General features: G+C 38.9%; 14 protein-coding genes and 4 pseudogenes. 4 read left to right on the top strand and 14 right to left on the bottom strand.

Features of this window, described 5'->3' with window-relative positions; all coding sequences use genetic code 11:
* Nucleotides 1–18 precede the first annotated feature (18 nt).
* Nucleotides 19–732: a glucosamine-6-phosphate deaminase gene (gene nagB / locus DYD17_RS07455; protein WP_003051540.1), complete on the bottom strand. Its 714-nt coding sequence runs from the start codon at nucleotides 730–732 to the stop codon at nucleotides 19–21.
* 198 nt (nucleotides 733–930) lie between these two features.
* Between nagB and queA the strand changes: the two genes are divergently transcribed.
* Together queA and DYD17_RS07465 are read left to right on the top strand one after the other, a co-directional pair.
* Nucleotides 931–1,959, top strand: coding sequence for a tRNA preQ1(34) S-adenosylmethionine ribosyltransferase-isomerase QueA (gene queA, locus DYD17_RS07460; RefSeq protein WP_115252979.1), 1,029 nt, complete (start codon nucleotides 931–933; stop codon nucleotides 1,957–1,959).
* Between the two features lie 4 nt (nucleotides 1,960–1,963).
* Nucleotides 1,964–3,184, top strand: a complete 1,221-nt coding sequence (locus DYD17_RS07465; protein WP_115252980.1) for a DUF3114 domain-containing protein — start codon at nucleotides 1,964–1,966, stop codon at nucleotides 3,182–3,184.
* A gap of 119 nt (nucleotides 3,185–3,303) precedes the next feature.
* Here the strand turns inward: DYD17_RS07465 and DYD17_RS11325 are convergent.
* The 6 genes and pseudogenes from DYD17_RS11325 to DYD17_RS07500 form a co-directional block, all read right to left on the bottom strand.
* A pseudogene (locus DYD17_RS11325) lies at nucleotides 3,304–4,365 on the bottom strand (serine hydrolase).
* 166 nt (nucleotides 4,366–4,531) lie between these two features.
* Nucleotides 4,532–5,137 carry a superoxide dismutase SodA gene (sodA, locus tag DYD17_RS07480; protein WP_003051555.1) on the bottom strand — a complete coding sequence of 202 codons (606 nt, stop codon included), beginning with the start codon at nucleotides 5,135–5,137 and terminating at the stop codon, nucleotides 4,532–4,534.
* An 89-nt stretch (nucleotides 5,138–5,226) separates the two neighbouring features.
* Nucleotides 5,227–6,273, bottom strand: coding sequence for a DNA polymerase III subunit delta (gene holA / locus DYD17_RS07485; protein WP_003051561.1), 1,047 nt, complete (start codon nucleotides 6,271–6,273; stop codon nucleotides 5,227–5,229).
* Nucleotides 6,274–6,354: 81 nt separating this feature from the next.
* Entirely contained in the window at nucleotides 6,355–8,598 is a 2,244-nt protein-coding gene (locus DYD17_RS07490) for a DNA internalization-related competence protein ComEC/Rec2 (protein WP_115252981.1), read from the bottom strand.
* Nucleotides 8,579–9,241 (bottom strand): helix-hairpin-helix domain-containing protein, encoded by a 663-nt coding sequence (locus DYD17_RS07495; RefSeq protein WP_115252982.1) that lies wholly within the window; start codon nucleotides 9,239–9,241, stop codon nucleotides 8,579–8,581. Before DYD17_RS07495 ends, DYD17_RS07490 begins: the two co-directional genes overlap by 20 nt.
* Nucleotides 9,242–9,637: 396 nt before the next feature.
* Nucleotides 9,638–10,378 (bottom strand): lysophospholipid acyltransferase family protein, encoded by a 741-nt coding sequence (locus DYD17_RS07500; protein ID WP_003051567.1) that lies wholly within the window; start codon nucleotides 10,376–10,378, stop codon nucleotides 9,638–9,640.
* Between the two features lie 117 nt (nucleotides 10,379–10,495).
* Here DYD17_RS07500 and DYD17_RS07505 point away from each other — a divergent pair, with 117 nt between their 5' ends.
* Both DYD17_RS07505 and DYD17_RS07510 read left to right on the top strand, forming a co-directional pair.
* Nucleotides 10,496–11,272: a tRNA1(Val) (adenine(37)-N6)-methyltransferase gene (locus DYD17_RS07505; RefSeq protein WP_115253259.1), complete on the top strand. Its 777-nt coding sequence runs from the start codon at nucleotides 10,496–10,498 to the stop codon at nucleotides 11,270–11,272.
* Entirely contained in the window at nucleotides 11,262–11,540 is a 279-nt protein-coding gene (locus DYD17_RS07510) for a GIY-YIG nuclease family protein (RefSeq protein ID WP_003051573.1), read from the top strand. The genes DYD17_RS07505 and DYD17_RS07510 overlap by 11 nt, the downstream gene beginning before the upstream one ends.
* A 23-nt stretch (nucleotides 11,541–11,563) precedes the next feature.
* Here DYD17_RS07510 and DYD17_RS07515 read toward each other — a convergent pair.
* From DYD17_RS07515 to DYD17_RS07545, 7 genes and pseudogenes are all read right to left on the bottom strand, one after another.
* A pseudogene (locus DYD17_RS07515) lies at nucleotides 11,564–13,564 on the bottom strand (KUP/HAK/KT family potassium transporter).
* 126 nt (nucleotides 13,565–13,690) lie between these two features.
* Nucleotides 13,691–15,310, bottom strand: coding sequence for a DEAD/DEAH box helicase (locus DYD17_RS07520; protein WP_003051576.1), 1,620 nt, complete (start codon nucleotides 15,308–15,310; stop codon nucleotides 13,691–13,693).
* A gap of 228 nt (nucleotides 15,311–15,538) precedes the next feature.
* Nucleotides 15,539–16,370: pseudogene (locus DYD17_RS07525) on the bottom strand (MetQ/NlpA family ABC transporter substrate-binding protein).
* 23 nt (nucleotides 16,371–16,393) lie between these two features.
* Entirely contained in the window at nucleotides 16,394–17,056 is a 663-nt protein-coding gene (locus DYD17_RS07530; RefSeq protein ID WP_003051582.1) for a methionine ABC transporter permease, read from the bottom strand.
* Nucleotides 17,049–17,782: pseudogene (locus DYD17_RS07535) on the bottom strand (ATP-binding cassette domain-containing protein). The gene DYD17_RS07530 and the pseudogene DYD17_RS07535 overlap by 8 nt, the downstream one beginning before the upstream one ends.
* Before the next feature lie 208 nt (nucleotides 17,783–17,990).
* The gene (locus DYD17_RS07540) at nucleotides 17,991–18,374 is read right to left on the bottom strand and encodes a PH domain-containing protein (protein ID WP_003051585.1); all 384 of its coding nucleotides are present in this window, start codon (nucleotides 18,372–18,374) and stop codon (nucleotides 17,991–17,993) included.
* A gap of 127 nt (nucleotides 18,375–18,501) precedes the next feature.
* On the bottom strand, nucleotides 18,502–20,046 hold the full coding sequence (locus tag DYD17_RS07545) for a peptide chain release factor 3 (protein WP_115252984.1): 1,545 nt from the start codon (nucleotides 20,044–20,046) through the stop codon (nucleotides 18,502–18,504).
* Nucleotides 20,047–20,138: the final 92 nt, after the last annotated feature.

Below are 20,138 nucleotides of genomic sequence, written 5' to 3' on the forward strand. Positions count from 1 at the left end.
TTATAAAATTATTAATGATTAGTCAACTTTATTTAATTTAGATGCTGCAGCTTCATCCACAATCACAATCACATTCTCATGTTGTTGGAGAATACTAGCTGGAAGATCTTCTGTGACAGGACCAGATACCATTCCTTTAATAGCATCAGCTTTTTCTTCTCCAAAAGCGAGAAGAACAATCATTTTGGACTTCATGATAGAAGCAATGCCCATAGAAATAGCTTGTTTTGGGACATCATCAATACTTGTAAAGAAACGACTATTGGCTTCAATGGTTGATTCTTGAAGATCCACCACATGCGTTTCTTCTTCAAAAGAAGTCCCAGGTTCGTTAAAACCAATGTGCCCATTACGCCCAATCCCAAGCACTTGAAAATCAATCGGATGCTCTGCAATGATTTGGTCATATCGTTTAGCTTCTGCTTCGACATCGGTTGCTAAACCATTGGGCAAGTAATTCTTTTTAAAAGGCTTCGCATTAAAAAGGTTTTGACGCATAAAATAATCATAACTCTGATCGCTATCTACTGGAAGACCGACATATTCATCCAAGTTAATACTTGTTAAGTCCGAAAAATCCAAAGGACTTTTGATCATTTCTTGGTAAAAACTAATGGGTGAACTTCCTGTTGCTAATCCTAAGGTCTTAGCTCCCTTAGCCAAGCTATCTTTCAATAAGGTAAAAGCGATTTTCCCACCTTCAATCTGATCTTGGACCCGAATAATTTTCATGTCATTCTCCTCCTTTTATTGGTATAGACCTTTTGTAATTTTATTATATGGTATATACCAATTTTTGTCAAGCCTGTCCTTTCTTTTCTGATGAAAGATTAAAGATGACGGGTTAAACGACAAGTGATATAATAGAAAAGATTTATCTTATCAGAGAGCGACTGCCCAGAGGTGCTCTAGTAACTCAAAGGAGACCTAATGAATACTAACGATTTTGATTTTGATTTGCCCGAAGAACTGATTGCCCAAACACCACTTGAAAAAAGAGATAGTTCAAAACTTTTGATTATTGACCACGAGCAGAAGACAATGATTGATAGCCATTTTGATCACATCATCGATCAACTAAATCCAGGTGATGCGCTTGTCATGAACAATACTCGTGTCTTACCTGCCAGACTCTATGGGGAAAAACTTGACACCCATGGTCATGTGGAATTGCTCTTATTAAAAAATACCCACGGAGATCAGTGGGAAGTCCTTGCCAAACCTGCTAAACGCCTCAAAGTTGGTAGCCAAGTCAGTTTTGGAGATGGTCGACTAACAGCAACCATTGTTGAAGAATTAGAACACGGTGGCCGCATTGTAGAGTTTAACTACGAGGGGATTTTTCTAGAAGTTTTAGAAAGTCTTGGCGAAATGCCTCTACCTCCTTACATCCATGAGAAATTAGATGATGCTGAACGTTACCAAACCGTATATGCTAAGGAAAATGGCTCTGCTGCTGCCCCAACTGCTGGTTTGCACTTCACAACAGACTTACTCTCAAAAATCGAAGCTAAGGGTGTCCATTTGGTTTACCTAACTCTACATGTGGGCTTGGGTACTTTCCGCCCTGTTTCCGTGGAAAATCTTGACGACCACGACATGCACTCTGAATTCTATTCCCTTTCAGAAGAAGCAGCACAAACACTGCGCGACGTCAAACAAGCTGGAGGCCGCGTTGTCGCTGTTGGAACCACCTCTATTCGTACATTGGAAACCATCGGAAGTAAGTTCCAAGGGGATATTCAAGCTGATTCTGGTTGGACCAATATTTTTATTAAACCAGGCTACCAATTTAAGGTTGTTGATGCCTTCTCAACTAATTTCCATCTTCCAAAATCAACTCTTGTCATGCTTGTTTCCGCCTTTGCAGGGCGTGACTTTGTCCTTGATGCCTATAAGCATGCTGTCGATGAAAAGTATCACTTCTTCAGTTTTGGCGATGCCATGTTTGTGAAATAAAACCATGAAAACACTTGGAAAATGGCTGCGCTTCTTGATTTTTTTAATCTTCTGCATTAGCTTTTGGCAAAAAGACTATCGTCGCCTAACCTTTGAAAAAAAGCACAAACCTTATCAGGACTTAGTGGCGCCTTTTTACCAAAAACATCCTAAATTACAAGAACTCCAGCTTTCAGAAGCTATTAAATTACGCCACGACTTGCTTAATTATGTTCGAAAACTCAATAGGGACGGATGGTCCTATAAGGCCATCCAAAAAGGATACCTTGAACACCTTACTGTTGGAGGTAACTCTTATCATTTCGAACAACTTTATAGTCGCATTCGCCTGATAGGATCACCTGACTTTCAAAAGCTCTGGCAACAAGAGGGGATGGCACAGACGCCTCAAGAAGCTCAAAAACGACTAGAACTCCTCTTGACCTATTTAAACATGCCAGAAGAAGTGACTGGACAGGTACACCAAACTCAGCAAATTTTGGCGCATTTTAGCCCCAATTTAACTCCCGCAGATCCCTTCTGGGATCAATTATCTGCTCTCATCCAAGCTTGTTATATCAATCTGGAGCACATCCCTTACAGCAGTTTTAACCGGCAAATCCATCAGCTACGCTACCTCTTATCTACTCAACAAATCGAGTGGGTTCGTTCTCAGTATGGGAAAAAAGGCGAAACTGATGCGGATGCTTTAGCCAAGTATCTGGCTACTCTCGAAGATGACGACTACAATCTATATGAATCATCTCGGTATCACAATAAAGTCGCCAGTATTTTAGACGCCAGTGGCAATTATCAGGCTGTCTACACTGATAATATTCCCCAGTCTAACTATAAGATTTTGGTTCATTTTCATTCAGAATTTATTTTGTCAGAATCTGGACAATTTTTAGTCGCATTAGATCCGGAAAACCTAACACGCAATAGTATTGTCAATGGTTCATCTTTCAACTACGGGAATCAAAACGATGACTTACACCGTCTCCTTGATATTGATCCTATTTTGCTCTTTGAACCTACATTTATCGAAGAGGCAACCCATAGCCCAGAAGCCACTTTCCTCGTTCCTGATTTGGAACAACAAGGTGACAAACATAACCCTATTTATAGTAGGAATGGGAAATCCTCCAAACAACTCACTCGCGCAGCTATCAAAAAATTTAAAAAGTTGTTGTACCATTATCAAAGTGCTATAACTAAAACGCAAACATCTAACAAACAATATTAAGGAAAAAGGTTTGACAAAGTTAATTGTCAAACCTTTTTTATTTCTATAAAAGCACAGCCTCTACCGGTAGTCATATGACTATTTAAATCGCCTCACTCCCCAAAGATTTCATCAATCAGCTAAGTCATATTGTGATTAACCCTATGCCATTCATTGATCACATAGGTTAAATTAATTAACTGCACATAGCCAAGTCCGTTAACTTCTTCTGACTCTTCTGTAGCTCCACCAAGACCTGCTGAATAAAGAGCAATAAGGTATGGAGATTCTTCACAAACAATCGCGCCTATATTTAAAGCTTCTCTGACATACCCAGGTTTTTGATAGATGGTGATATTTGGCAAGTAAGCCTTGTAATACAAATCAGGAAACGACTCTCCGATAAAATATAAAATATCTTCATATTTATCCTGATGCTTCCACAAATAATCAAGAACTTGCAAGTAGTACGCAGTGGTTGTCTTGTTTCCCTTGCGATCAATAGTTGGTATGGGACCAGATGCTTTTCCATACCGATCGAATAGTTGGTAAGCTTTATTCATGCCACCCAAACGTTCTGCCAAAGCGTAAGCAGGTGTATTTTCTGAATAAACAAGGGAATACTCCTGCATATCTGGAATTGACATAGCCCCATTAAATTGAGCCACATAGGTATTATGTTCTTGTTCGTATTCATAATCCGTTCCAGTAATGTCAAAACGCTCGGTTAACGTCAGCTTGCCCTTTTTCACCTCATCAACCACCAACATGTTTAGCGGTAACTTATAAGTACTTCCTGCTGTCATAGGCTAGTTTTCATTCATGGCCACTGTCTTACCTGAACGAAGATCTTTGTAGGAAAAAGCAATCTGAGACTCATCAATACCAAACTCTTCCAGATAAGCTTTCACCGTATCCACCAAACTCAACGTATGGTAGTCATAATAAAGGCCTAAGGCATTCATCTGTGCAAAATCTGCATCCATAGTAGCTTGCTTAGCTTCTTTGGATTTTTCCGATAATGGCTTAGGTTTAACTGTTTTTTTCTTATTTTTCTTTTTTAAATAGGCTATTTGCTGTTGATGTTCTCCTATTTTCTTGGAAGCTGTTTTCTTTTTAATCGCTAAGCAACCAACTAACATAGCTAAAGCCACTATGGTTAAAGTACACCACAAAATATTACGTCTTTTCTCACTTAACACCTAAAATCTCCTATACGTTCTATTCTAGCTAGATCTGATTAAAAATCAAGGCATTATATTAAAAAGACAAACCATTTTTATCTTATCCTAGTTACAGACTGTTTTCCTATTAAGTCATCAAACCATCTAAAAAACCAATCTCCTCTCGAGATTGGTACCTGTTTCCTTATCTAGCCGCTTGGTAAAGTTCGGATACTTTTTTCCAATTAATAATATCAAAAAAAGCTTTGATGTAATTTGGACGGACATTACGGTAATTCAAGTAGTAAGCATGTTCCCAAACATCAAGTCCTAGAATAGGAGTTTTACCGTCTGAAATTGGCGTATCTTGATTGGCTGTTGAAGTGATTTCAAGTTTTCCATCTGCGTTAACAACTAACCAGGCCCATCCTGAACCAAATCGTCCAGTAGCAGCTGCCGTAAATTGTTCTTTAAAAGCGTCAAATGAACCGAAGGCATCATCAATAGCTTGAGCAACATCAGGAGTGACGTCTTGTTTTTCTGGGGACAATAATTCCCAGAAAAGGGAATGGTTTAAATGTCCTCCGCCATTATTAATTAAGGCTTGACGAATATCTTCTGGAATTTTGGTTACATCTGCCAATAATTCCTCGAGGTTTTCACCTATTTCAGGGTGTTTTTCTAAAGCAGCATTCGCATTAGCAACATAAGTCGCATGGTGTTTATCATGATGGAGAGTCATTGTCTCCGCATCAAAATGTGGTTCAAGAGCATCATACGCGTATGGAAGTTCTGGTAAAATAATAGCCATTTTCCTATCCTCTTTTTCTTTATGGTAAGTCTATCTTATCGCAAAAAATAAGAGCTTTCAACTAATTTGATTAGCTCTTAGAAAGCGGTTCAATCGCTCCTTTGTAATGTGGTTACCATCTTTAAAAGAGCTATATCAACTAAATACTGTTTGTCATAAACCCCAGTTTTAATCTGATAATCTGTCTCAATTAAGGTTTTGACCACAAATGCTAGCTCCTTGAGAGACAACGTTCTAGAATCTTTAATAGCATACTTAACTTGATAAGGATTAACTCGCCGACCAAGTATCTCTGACAAACTGGTTACAAGCTGCTGTTCTGATTTTCCTTCTTTAGCAAGAATGGCAAGCTGTAAATATAAGCGAAATTGACCCAACATAATAGCAATTAATTTAATATCATCTTCCCCTGATAAGCGTAAATCATGAATCAAATCTCTAGCTGCATCGTTTTTTCCTCGTAGAACGAGTCTCGTTAAGTCAAAAATATTGTCTTGCAAACTTTTAGGAATGGCCTGTTCAATATCTTCTAGACTGACAGTCCCCGATTTTTTATAAGCTTTTAAAAAAGTCATGTTTTTCATGATTTGACTAAAATCATCGTTTGATTTCAAAAGCAATTGGTCAAAGGCACCACTCTCGAAACCTAAACCCAGTTGATGACTGTATTTTTGAAAATAAGTTCTCAGCTCTGCTTCTTTCAACGGACTAGCTTCCAAAATAAGAGCATCTCGTTTTAAGAGTTTGACCAAGCGTCGTTTACTATCCAACTTCCCTGGTGCAAAGATGATTAGCCGAGTAGTCTCTAAGGGATTTTCTAAATAAGCCTCAAAGGCCTTTAGGTCTTTTTCTTTTAAAAAACTTTTTTTATTGGTCGTGATATCTAACAAATGATCAAAAATGACCACCTTCTGCTCAGCAAAAAAAGGCAAACTCAACAAATCCATTTCTGCATCCTGATAAGCCGTCTCGGACATGTCAAAATAAGAATAGGTTAAATCATCCTTATCAAAAGCAATTTGCGTCATTAAACGCGACTTCAACTGGCTATACTGTCCAATATCCTCTCCCGTTACTAACGTAATGAGGCCTAAATTTTGTTTACTCAGTTTCTCTATCTTTTCTATCGTAATCATGCTTTTATTATATCATCTTTCAAAAGAAAAGCTATCGACCTGACATCAAGCTGTTAAGAAATTAATGCACTTTCCCCTTGATCAACGAGCAGTCTCAATATGCCAGTTTAGCCACCCTGTCAACCGAATAGCTCCTTGAATATCCGTGCGATAATAAGAAATTCCCCTATCCTCCAAACGGGTTAGGGTTTCTCTGTGAGGATGCTGATAACGGTTATTTTTTCCAGCAGAAATAAAGGCCACTTTGGGCTGAATATGGTCTAAAAAAGCTGCACTAGAAGAGGTATTTGATCCATGGTGACCTACTTTTAAATAATCTACTCTTAGTTGAGGATAACGTTCTATGATCTCGTTTTCCCCCTCTTTTTCCAAATCACCTGTAAATAGAAAAGTTTGATTGAGGAGCCTACCATAAAGAACCAGAGAATCATTATTTTTCCCGTCCCCTAATTGCCAAGGATAGAGTACCTGTAAGACACTTCCCATAATAGGCAATTGGTCTCCAGCTGCTAAAACCCTAACGTGACATTTTAAACGCCTTAACCGCCTAACAAAGCTTGGCTGGCTTAAACTACCTTGGCTAGTCAAAATCTCCTTTATCCGAATAGCTTTGGCAACCGCCTCTATATCCCCCATATGATCAGTATCCGCATGAGTCACTAGTAATTGGTCAATGGTGTGAATGCCTCTACTTTTTAAGTAAGGAATTAAGGTTTTCTGAGCATTCGATGTCTGGTGCCCCTGTCGCCACTGCTCTTTTGAAGAAAACGAAAGGCGCCCACCTACATCTATTAAGAGATTTTTTCCTGTCCAATCCCTCACTAAAATACTATCGCCCTGGCCAATGTCGATAAAGGTCACTTCATTGGTCAAAGGATATTTAACAGATAAAAGCGTCAGGCCTATGAGCAAGCCGCAAGTGATAACTCTTTGTCGTATCTGCCGATAGTCATAAAGAATAGCGAAGCTAATCACCAAGATAAGCAAGTGCCAACTGGTCGGACTTCCAAAAACAAGGGAGACATTGAGGGTATTCCCAAGAAATTGAATGACTTTTTCTAAGAAAAGAAAGAGATAATTACATCCTGAGAGAGTTATCAAAGGAGACAAACAGAAAACCAAGCAAAGAAGAGGCAAAATCAAAGCATCGAAGAGATAAGACAAAAGCCCTGTTAACACCATTGACATGGGGTTAAAACTAGCAAAATAAAAGAGCAAGAAAGGTAACATCCCTAAAGAAACGGTGACGACCTGAACGAAATGCTTTTTAACTCCCGATAACTCCTCAAAAGTGATAACAGTTAAGATAAACGCATAGCTAAATGTTAGTACTCCACCAACAGTCATCAAAGCATGAGCATTCCATAAAAGAACAAGTAAGAAAGCGTAAACCAGGTTATTTAAACCTTTTATGCCTAGATGACCTAATTGGGCCTGCAGAAGGCTTCGAATAACAGAAATACTGTAACCTGTCAGCGCAGCATATAGACAGGCAAAGGGAAGTTCTATCCATTTAATCCATTCGAGAGGAATAGCTAATAGCGTCAAACCTCTTCTAAAACAGGTTAAAAAGAAACCAATCTGCATCCCTGATAGGGCAAAAAGATGAATGATACCAAGCTGACTATAATAATCTGTCATCTCACCAAAGGACTTATCCAAATAGCCAAAAAGGAGTCCCGTCAAATAATGAGACATGGGCTTTGGAAAGGATTGTTGACAATGGACAATAGCCTGTCGCCTCAAAGAAGATAAATAATCACCTACTGACTTTGGTGAAACCACTTTAAGCTGCTCTACTTGTTCCACTTTTCCTATCCTGTAAATTCCCTGATAGGCTAAAAAAGATTGGTAATTAAATCCTCTAAAATTTCGGGAAGTCTCAGCCTTGTCCAATACTATTTTGGCATGCATCACTATCCAACGGTACTCTTTTTGGAAAAATCGGGCTTCCATTTGATGTTTAAAACGATAAAACAACTGATAAGAATGATTACCGTGACGCCCAATAACAGCTAATTGATCTCCATTAATTCGAATACTATCCGGAACCAATGCTACCTGAGACACTTGTAAAGGTTGTGTTTCCAATTGCTGTCTCAACTGATGTTTCCGATAAACAAAGACAGCAGCAAATAAGGCCAGAATCATAACAACCTTACAGAGGGTCTGTTGAGGAAACTGCTTCAATAGTAACATTCCTAAACAGCTGCTAAGTAAGCAAGTCAACCAGCTAGGACAATAGATCTGATAATAAAGAGCCATTACCAAAAAGGCTAGTTGAATGGGAGGCAAGGGAGACCACTTAATCCAACGATAGTTCATGTTTCAATTTCTCAAGTGTTTTTTCACCAATTCCAGATACCTGCCTAAGATCATCTAACGTTTTAAAGCCACCTAGACTGTCTCTCGTCTCAAGAATATCCTGAGCTCTTTTTACACCAATGCCCGAAATACGTTGTAACTCCTCTAAATTTGCCTTATTGATATTCACCTTTGTTGAGTTAGACATTTCTGCGTTAGCTTTACTTGCTGAGGAGGCATTTGGCAAGACAGAAATGTCTTCACCCTGCTTAGCCACATACACAACCTGCTCATCCACCAGTTTTTCTGCAAAATTAATAGCATGTCTATCAGCTTCCTGAGTAAGTCCCCCAGCTAATTCAATGACATCGCGCACACGGCTATTAGCCCTGAGCTTATAAACTCCCTCCTGTTGTACGGCTCCTTTCAAATCCACTAGAATATTACTCTCTTCTGAAGGATACTTTTTTTCCTCACTAGCTGGCTGTTGTATGGAAGAAGAAGTTGATACAATAGGAAGTTTTGTTTGGCTCTGCTCTTTTCTCCAGATAACAAAACTTAGGGTTAGTATCAGAAAAATGGCTAACACAACACCAATCAAGCGTGGCAGAGAATAAATCTTTCTCAAGCTATTTGTTCCTTTAGTTAACAAGTCATCTATCATTTTTTCACCTCATCTTTTTATTCGTAAATGAATGTTAAAAAATAATTCTCATGAGACTTTTTGAAGAGAGTGCAAATGGCCCCCCCTAGCAACCAACTCTTGCTTGAGTGCGAAACCGACTTTTCTATATAATGTTGTTACCAATTAAATCAAAGAAGATAATATGCTATTGAAACCTATTTTTTCTATTAGTTACGTATGGTTTTTGCCAAATTGCCCTCCTTGTCAACCAAAAATGAAGCAAGCACTTGATAAACCTGCCAATATCTAGTCGATAGCCTTCTTCTGATTTCTCTGTCACCAAATAAAAAAGCTAAGCTTTAGTAAGTCTGTTACTCAGAAATACTAAAGCTTAGCTCTTTTTTTGAAACAAAGATGTTCTTCTTATTTTCGTTTTTAATGACGGTGTTTATCTGGATCCCAAACAAAGCTAGCAATATAGGAAAATAGCATGGTTAATAATAATACCACCACCAAAACCAAGCCCAGAGGTAATCGGTAAAGATAAGTTAAAGAGTTTCTTGCTTTGCCTGGTTGGAAAGGTGCCAACTCATCATCCATCCGATCAAATTCTGCCTGAATACGGTTTGCCACCTCAGCAATCCCTTCATCATTCATGCGTTTAATATCTGAGACGTCAATGGGATTCCCAAAAGTCATGTCAACTCGTTCTCCCGCTAGTAATCCCTTGACCGACATAGGTCCTTGATAGGCTGCTGGCATAATCTTGACCTTAGCCATTTTAGCAATCACCGCTACCCCTCCTTTGACCTCTTGAGAGTGTCGGCTTCCACTTGGAAACATAAGAAGAGAACGATTGCTCTTTTTGAGCATATTAACAGGGTAACGAATAGCATCTGGATTCGGTTTATCACGATCAATAGGAAAAGCACCACACATTTTAATCCACCAAGCAAAGAGACGATTCGTAAACAACTCTTTTTTAGCCATAAAAATAAACTGCTTAGGACGTGCTGCAAATGCCATGTAAACTGGATCCCAAAAGGTTCGATGAGGTGCTACCAGAATATAATTCTCAGAAGCATCTAACATATTTTCTTCATGATGGTAGTGGGCATTGCCATTGACAACCCATAATAAAAAGACTACTAAACCACGTAAGTAAGCGTAAAACACAGGCTTCTCCTTTAATAGAATAATCTTACTTATTGTACCATGAAACCTGACTTTTCGAAAGTCAAAATCCCTCTTCAAACATTCACCTCAAGCCTATTTTATGTTAAAATAACAGGTATGATAAAAGCAATCTTAAAAGAAGGCGAACGTATTGATCAACTCTTTTCAAGTGATGTTCGCATTATTCAAAGCATGGATGTCTTTAGTTACTCTATTGATAGCGTCCTCTTATCCCGCTTCCCTAAAATGCCTTCCAAAGGGTTAATTGTGGATTTGTGTTCAGGAAATGGGGCGGTCGGCTTATTTGCTAGTACCAGAACCAAGGCAACCATCGTTGAAGTCGAGTTACAAGAACGGCTTGCTGATATGGGGCGGCGATCCATTCAACTTAATCAGCTGGAAGACCAAGTAACCATGATTTGTGATGATTTAAAATATCTCCTAAACCATGTGCCACATTCGGGAGTTGATTTGATACTCTGCAATCCCCCTTACTTTAAAAGTCACGAAAGTTCCAAGAAGAACGTCTCTGAACATTATTTATTGGCTCGTCATGAGATTACCACTAATTTAGAAGAGATTTGTCAGGTAGCCCGCCATGCCCTTAAATCAAATGGCCGTCTGGCAATGGTTCATCGACCAGATCGATTCTTGGAAATTATAGATAGCCTTCGAGCTAATGGTCTTGCTCCCAAACGGGTACAATTTGTCTATCCTAAATTAGGTAAAGCAGCTAATATGTTACTTATTGAAGCAATCAAAGACGGTTCTATTGAAGGGATGACTATTTTACCTCCTTTAATTGTCCACAAGGAAAACGGGGAATACACTGATCATATTTTTGAGATTTATTTTGGTGCTGCTTCCAAAGGAAAACCTGATCATGACCACTAAAAAAGCTTACATGTATGTGTTAGAGTGTGCAGATAAAACCCTCTACACTGGTTATACAACTGATTTGCAAAAACGTTTAGCCACACATAATGCAGGAAAGGGGGCTAAATATACTCGCTACCGATTACCTGTTTCTTTACTTTATTACGAAGTGTTTAATAGCAAAGAGGCTGCGATGAGCGCTGAGGCACTCTTTAAGAAACGAAAAACAAGAAGCCAGAAATTGGCCTATATTGCTACTCATCAAAAAGAAAAGAAAAAACATTGAGACTTATCATCTCAATGATTTTTTTATGCTTCACTGTCTTCCACAGGCACCAATTCTTTGATTGGTAACTTCAAGACATCTGATAAAATTAAAGGAACCACTTCAAGTGTTACTTCGGAGTATTGAAGACCAAACCACCGCATTGGACTGGCAGTGACATGTTTGATGCTCGCCTTAGTCTGCATAATAAAGCGTTCAAAATTAGTGAGTTAACGTGCATTGGAGACCCGCTCTTCTATTAAAACAAAGCGAAAATCACCAACATCACGGCCAGGTGTGATAGTATATTCTTGTTCTTGTTTTGGCAAACGACCACTTTCCATCAAGTCATGAACAATCGTACGCAAATAGCGTGGCACAGCCTGTGGCATTCTAAAACCGAGATAAAGTTCGACTCGAACCATATAATCCGTTCCCATCATATCAACCTTGTACTTGGCTGTATAAGGTTCATCAGTTACCTGAACATTCACAAACCAATAAACTTGAGCGCGCTTGGGCCGCTTATCTAAAATGGAATACAAAATAGAACGGTCAATCATGTAATCCTGCATGCGATTTGAGAGATAAACCACATTGGTTTGGTAAAGGTCAAAACGAACGTCATCACGAAGTTGTTTAATCTGCTCCTTGTAATCATTCAAATTGAGAGATTTCACATACTTGAAAACAATGCGTGTGCCCGCATGCCAGATAAACATGACAAAGACAATTGCTAGCGCTAAAATAACCACTACATAGCCACCGTGCATGAATTTGACAGCGGAGGCCCAGAAGAAAATGAACTCTACAAGGGCAAAGAAAGCCATCACTAAATGAGCTAGGATAGGTTTTACGCCTTTTTTAATCAAATAGTAATTCAATAATATAGTGGTCATTAACATGGTAATGGTAATGGCCAGGCCATAGGCCGCTTCCATATGAGCAGAGGTTCTAAAATACAAAACCGTACAGGACGTGACTGCAAAGAGAATCCAGTTAATCACCGGAATATACAATTGCCCCAAATTAGCACCAGGATAAGTCATTCGAAATAGAGGGAATATTTTCAAGCGCATGGCTTCTGAAACCAAGGTAAAAGAACCTGAAATTAAGGCTTGTGAAGCAATAATGGCTGCTAAGGTGGCAAGGATAACCACATAAACCGTTAGTTGGGAAGATACACTAGCAAAGAAAGGATTAAGCTCAATGCCTGAATCTTTATGGGATAGAATCCATGCTGCCTGACCACAATAGGATAAGACAATGCATAGCTTGACAAAAGGCCAACTCACATAAATATTACCTCGGCCGACATGTCCTAAATCAGAGTAGAGAGCTTCAGCTCCTGTTGTCGCAAGGAAAATAGACCCCAAGATAAAAATCCCTCGATGATTTTCTGGACTAAAAAGCAAATGCAGGGCATAGTAAGGATTGATAGCCGTGAAAATTTCTAAGTGCCCTAATGTGTTCAGTGAACCACTAATTCCCAAAAAACTAAACCAAAGGAGCATCACAGATCCAAATATTTTCCCGATAAACCCTGTCCCAAATCGTTGAATGCCAAATAGAATCATCAAAATAATCAGGGTTGTGATAATCACATTGGTTTGATTTTGATAAATCTGACTGAGACCAGGAACAGCTTTCAATCCTTCAATGGCTGAGGTCACCGTTACCGCAGGCGTAAGAGCCCCATCAGACAAAAGCGTTGCACCTCCAATCATAGCCGGAATAATGAGCCATGGTGACATTTTGCGAACCAAGGTGAATAAAGAAAAAATCCCACCCTCATGATGGTTATCCGCTTTTAGAGCAATCAAAACATATTTGATTGTTGTGATTAACGTTAAGGTCCAGATAATCAAGGACACGGCCCCTAGAATAAAGGGTTCAGAAACCTGAGCGATACCTCCTTGATTTTCCACCAAAGATTGCATCGTGTAGAGAGGACTTGTTCCAATATCTCCATAAACAATACCTAGAGCAATAATAAAACCTGCTTTTGATGCTTTATCAAAGGCAGTATGATGGGCATTAGATATCCCAATTTTCCTCCTAATAGTTAAAAAGTGCCATAAAATGACTGAAACCATTATAACAGATTCGAACGTAAAAGCAACTTTTTCAGAAAATTAAAGAGAGTCGATTCCCATCGACTCTCTTTAATCCTATTCACCTTTGTGACGAATCACAAATCCAGTGTTTTTAGGGCTTGATTTCTTTTCTTTATTGAAAAAATCTTTAGCATTACGTTTTGGTTTACGTTTGAAATCACGATTGCCACTGCCATCATGACCGTCACGTTTATCACGTTTTTGACGACGACGATCACCATCACGCTCATCTCTGTTACGGTCGCCACGATAGCCACTACGGCGATCTCCGCGGTTACGGTTGTCACGTCCACGACCACCTTTGCCATTTTTATTGCCATGGCCACCACCCACATACTTGAATGGTAATGGTTTTTCACGCGCAATTTCCACTTCTGGTAAGCTATCCGGATCTTGAACCGTTAAGCTCAAAATATACAATGCCAACTCTTCTGGAGTGAATTCAGCTGCTAATTGGATAGCATCTCCTTTGAATTTATCAAAGTTAGAACGGATAACATCATCAGCAAAATCACGTTCAATTTTTTTAAGGGCTACTTTTTTCTTGGCTTGGAAAGCCTCTTCTGCAGTTGCTGGGCAGAGAGGTTTCATCTGTTTTTTCGTTAAGTTCTCAATCATTGAGAGGTAGCCCATCTCATTTGGTGAGACAAAAGTGATTGACTCACCTGATTTACCCGCACGACCAGTACGGCCAATACGGTGAACATAACTTTCTGGATCTTGGGTAATATCGTAGTTATAAACGTGGGTAACTCCTGAAATATCAAGACCACGTGCTGCCACATCAGTGGCTACAAGAATATCAATTTGATCGTTTTTGAAATCACGAATAACGCGTAAGCGTTTATTTTGGTCTAGATCACCATGGATTCCTTCGGCACGGAAACCACGTAATTTTAGACCACGTGTAATCTCATCAACACGACGTTTAGTCCGACCAAACACAATAGATAGTTCAGGTTGGTTAACATCCATTAAACGTGTCATGGTATCAAATTTTTCTTGTTCCTTCACACGGACATAGTATTGATCAACATTCACGTTGGTTAATTCTTTGTTCTTAATTTGAACATGTTCAGGGTCTTTCATGAATTTTACCCCGATTTGTTTAATAGGAGCTGGCATCGTTGCGGAGAAGAGCAAGGTTTGACGGTCTGCTGGGACACGACTAATAATAGCTTCAATGTCTTCCAAGAATCCCATGTTAAGCATCTCATCTGCTTCATCAAGGATTAAGGTTTCCACATGATCTAAAATAAGAGCCTTACGCTTAATCAAATCTAACAAGCGGCCTGGTGTTCCCACGACAATGTGGGCACCTGATTTTAGGGCTTTGATTTGTTTTTCAATACTTGATCCACCGTAAACAGAGCGAACCTTAACCCCTTTTTCACGTCCAAAACGGAACAATTCTTCCTGACTTTGTACAGCCAATTCACGCGTTGGTGCAATGACCAATGCTTGGATGATATTTTCGTTAGTACGAATCTTATTCAAGGTTGGTAGACCAAACGCTGCTGTTTTACCAGTTCCTGTTTGTGCCTGACCAATAACATCCTTTCCTTCTAGTGCGAGAGGAATCGTCATTTCCTGGATAGGAGATGCTTTCTCAAAACCAGCGGTAACGACAGCTGATTGGATGTCTTCTGATAAGTTAAATTCTGTAAATTTCAATTGTTTCTCTTTTCTAAAAAGGCAGTGCGAAGCTGCCTTATAAACCTTTTAATTTCGTCGTTTGATTAACAACTTAACTAGTGTAACACAATTAGAATCAAAAAGATAGGAAATAAGGTTAATCTCATTAATAACACGTTTTCATAAATAAACGATTCTTGTAACACTCCTCCAAAACAACTAAGAAAGCTCCTTTTCTAAGATAAAGAAGCTTCTCAATGTTGATTTTTAAAAGGCAACCTCTGCTTCACTTGGAAGTTCATTGGTGATGTAATCTCCAATTTCATCACTAGTTAACACCTCTTCGAGCACTTTAATTTTAGCACTGTTTTTATTATCCTGACGAGCTACTAGGACACCTGCAAAGTGAACGTCTGGTTTTTTCTCATAAAGCAAGCGGTCTTTTTGAGGGGTCAAGTTAATTTTAGCGACGTAAGCTGGAAAGTTAAAGACAAGGTCATACTCAAAGTAAGCCTGGTTAAGGTTAAGAAGTGCCACCGGCTCAATAGCTAACTGTTTAGGATTGTCGGTAATATCTTCAATAGCTTTTGTTGGTTTGTCTGTTTTCTTAAGTTTAATCAGATTTTTTTCTTGTAACAATAGCAAAGCTCTAGTCATATTTGAAGGATCTGAAGGGATGGCTACCCGTGAACCATCTTTTAAGTCATCAATGCTTTTTAAGCCTTTACCATAAAAACCGGCCAGTGAATGGTAGATAGGCGTTATCGAAACGAGATGCCCTTTGTTTTCTTTGTTAAAAATGTCCATGAAAAATTCATGTTGTAAAAGATTAGCATCATGTTCTTTATTTTCTAAGGCAATATTTGCTTGAATATAATCAGAAACCGTCTCAATTTTTAAGGTGTATCCTTTTTCTTTAACGTTATCTTCAACCAACTCTAAAAAGGTGGATGATGGTTTAGTATAAGTTGCCACCGTGATCACACGATCTTCTTTAGCCTTAGTCGTATCTTTAGACTGACTTGATTCTTTTTTAGCGCAAGCCAGTAAAAAAAACGGATGCCATAACAAGACATATTAGGGAAAGTACTTTTTTCATAACTCCTCTTTTCATTTGTTTTTCTATTTCTTTGCATAGCGATTGGCTAAAAAATAGCCTAAACTTTGCAAGATAAACACGTACATAATAAATAAGAAAACAATCAGATACATGACCGGATAATCATATTCCTGATAACCAAAGCGATAGGCATATTCACCTAAGCCTCCCGCGCCAATAACCCCCATCACCGTTGAATAGCCTAGAACACTAATCGCCGTTGCTGTAAAGGACAAAATCAAATCCATCTTAATGGATGGGATCAAAAAATAACGTATCAACTGTCCCTTACTGGCACCCAAACTCAAAGCTCTATCGATGACTACCTGAGGAACATTCAACAAAGCCTGCTCAACGTAACGCGCATACAAACTCACTGAGACAAGCGTTAGCGGCAAAATAGCTGCTATCGTTCCAAATGATGTTCCAAAAATTAATCGATTAAGGGGAATCAAGATAAAAATAAAGATTAAAAAAGGCACACTACGCAAGGTTCCAAGGAACAAGTTTAAACATTGATAGGCCAAAGGATGCCTGATTAGGTAAGATTTTTTCAACGAAAAGAGTAAAATACCTGTGGGAAAAGCAATCATAAAACACAAAGCCAAGGTAAGCCCTAGCATTAGATTGGTCTCCCAAAATGAATTCAGAATGGCTTCACCATGTTTTGCTAAAATATCAGTCATGTAATAAGAACTCCTTTACCTGGCTCACATAATCTGTCTCCAGTTGATGGGATGCTGTTTTGACAGGAACTACTGTTTCTGCAATCGTCTGGTAATCTAGAATCATCACGCGATCACCATATTGTTTTAAAACAGAGAGATGATGGGCAATCATTAAAACGGAAATGCCATACTGGTCACGCAAGCTAGCCAATAAATCAAAAATCTCTCTTTCACTATTGGTATCCAAGGCAGAACTAATTTCATCACATAAAATCAACCTTGGTTTTTGCAAGATAGCCATAGCGATTGCTACTTTTTGTTGCTGACCACCACTTAAACTGCGACACTTGACTTCCTTAACCCTCGCTAGTCCAAAAAAGTCTAAAATATCATCAATAGCTTCATGATCAACTTTTTGATGATTCAGCTTATAAACTAGGGATAAATGATAGAAAACCGTTTCTCCAGGTAAAAGGTTATGGTGCTGAAAAATATAGGCAATATCTTTACGCATTTGCCGCAATTGGCTGGCCAATAATTCCTTTAATTCTTGTCCTTGATAATAAATATGACCCTGATCATAGGACATTAAACCATTTATCATTTTTAAAATGTACTCTTCTCAGTCCCGTTGGAACCAATAAGCCCTACTATCTCGCCTTCTTCAATGTTAAACGAAATGTGCTCTAACTTAAACTGAGCTTTTGGAAATATTTTACCAACTTCTTTTAATGCTATTATCATTATTTAATGCTCCTCGAAAACTTATCCTATCAAAAAAAATGTAGCGTTTTCAAAAAATTTGTCTAGAAATCAAAGTCACTCATCCGGATTTCCATATCCTCCTACGCGTTTTAAATCTATTCCTCTTTTGGTCACTTTTTTAGGCAACAAAAAACATGACCTTGCTCTTCTGAGACCAGTGGTCATGTTTTATCTTAATAATGAGATGTTATTCTCCTAAAACAGCTGCTGCTAAAGCCTGTTGAATCGCAATAACACTTTGATCGCTCTTAAACTTTAAGGTTTCAGCAGGTTCCATAGCAGAGGAAACCCATATTTTTAATTCAGCATCCAAATCAAAATGCCCTGATGTTTCGACTGTAAAACGAGAAATAGAGCGATAAGGAATAGACTTGTAAGATACTTTCTTGCCTGTCACTCCTTGTTTATCGACTAGAATTAAGCGTTTTTTAGTAAAAACAATTAAATCCCTAACCAATGAAAAAGCTAGTTCTACTTGCTCTCCAGTGACTAAAACATCTACTAGTTGAGCTTGAATTTTTTGATTGTCTTGCTGTGACGCATTGCCTAATAATCCTGATAGTAATCCCATAGGATATCCTCCTTTTTTAGTAACTATATCACAATTGTTAATGATAGTCACACCAAACGAAAAGAGACTAGACAACGGAATATAGTCAGAAAACAGCTAGACCTCGTGATACCAGTCTCCGTCGGAATTACATTTTTTCTTCCAATTTGACGTCTGGGTATTTATCTGTAAACCAGCGAAGGGCAAATTCGTTTTCGAATAGGAAGACAGGCTGATCAAAACGATCCTTAGCTAAAATGTTTCGGCTTGACGACATGCGTTGATCCAAATCATCTTCTGAAATCCAGCGAACAGTCTTTTTACCCATCGGTGTCATAACAACTTCAGCGTTGTATTCACCTTCCATCCTGTGTTTAAAGACTTCAAACTGCAACTGCCCTACAGCACCTAACATGTATTCACCTGTTTGATAGTTTTTATAAAGTTGAACAGCTCCTTCTTGCACCAACTGTTCCATTCCCTTATGGAATGATTTTTGCTTCATGACATTTTTAGGAGAAACTTTCATAAAAATTTCTGGGGTAAAGGTTGGCAGTGGTTCAAATTCAAACTTACGTTTACCAACAGTCAAGGTATCCCCAACTTGGTAGGTTCCTGTGTCATAAACCCCAATAATATCACCTGCCACCGCATTTTGGACATTCTCACGGGACTCTGCCATAAACTGAGTGACGTTAGACAACTTTGCCCCTTTACCAGTACGGGTTAAGTTAACAGCCATTCCCTTTTGAAATTCACCTGACACAATACGTACAAAAGCGATACGGTCACGATGTTTAGGGTCCATATTGGCTTGAATTTTAAAGACAAAACCTGAAAACTCTTTATCCAGAGGGTCAATCATGACATCTTCAGTCGTTTTGTGACCGTGAGGTTCTGGAGCAAATTCCAAGAAAGTATCTAGGAAGGTCTGCACACCAAAGTTTGTCAGCGCTGAGCCAAAGAAAACAGGGGTAAGTTTCCCATCTAAAACAGCTTGTTCAGAAAAATCATTACCAGCTTCCTGTAACAATTCAATATCTTCTAAAACTTGTTCATAGAAAGGGTTTTTCGCAAAAAGAGTTGCCCCTTCTTCAAAATCAGCAAATCGTTGATCTCCTTTGTAGAGTTCTAAACGCTTGTTGTGCAAATCATACAAGCCCTCAAAGGCACGTCCCATACCAATAGGCCAATTCATTGGATAGGAAGCAATCCCTAAGACCTCTTCTAATTCTTCCAAGAGTTCTAAAGGCTCACGGCCGTCACGGTCTAACTTGTTAATAAAGGTGAAGACAGGAATATTACGGTGTTTGACAACCTCAAATAATTTTTTCGTTTGTGCCTCAATACCTTTAGCAGAGTCAACAACCATGACAGCTGCATCTACCGCCATCAAGGTACGGTAAGTATCTTCAGAAAAGTCTTCGTGTCCTGGGGTGTCAAGGATGTTAACCCGTTTGCCAGCATAATCAAATTGCATTACTGATGAGGTAACGGAAATTCCACGTTGTTTTTCAATATCCATCCAGTCTGACTTAGCAAACTGACCTGATTTTTTTCCTTTTACAGTCCCCGCCTCGCGGATCTCACCCCCAAAATAGAGCAGTTGTTCAGTGATTGTTGTCTTCCCTGCATCCGGGTGACTGATAATAGCGAAGGTACGGCGCTTTTTAATTTCTTCTGTAAGTGACATTCTTTTTTCCTTGTGTGTTAAAATGGCAGAGCTTTTCTCTGAGTTATTTTCGTTGGGTATTACTCGTTTATCAAAAGATTTGGGCTACATTG

The organism is Streptococcus dysgalactiae subsp. dysgalactiae (assembly GCF_900459225.1).
GTDB classification, from domain to species: domain Bacteria; phylum Bacillota; class Bacilli; order Lactobacillales; family Streptococcaceae; genus Streptococcus; species Streptococcus dysgalactiae.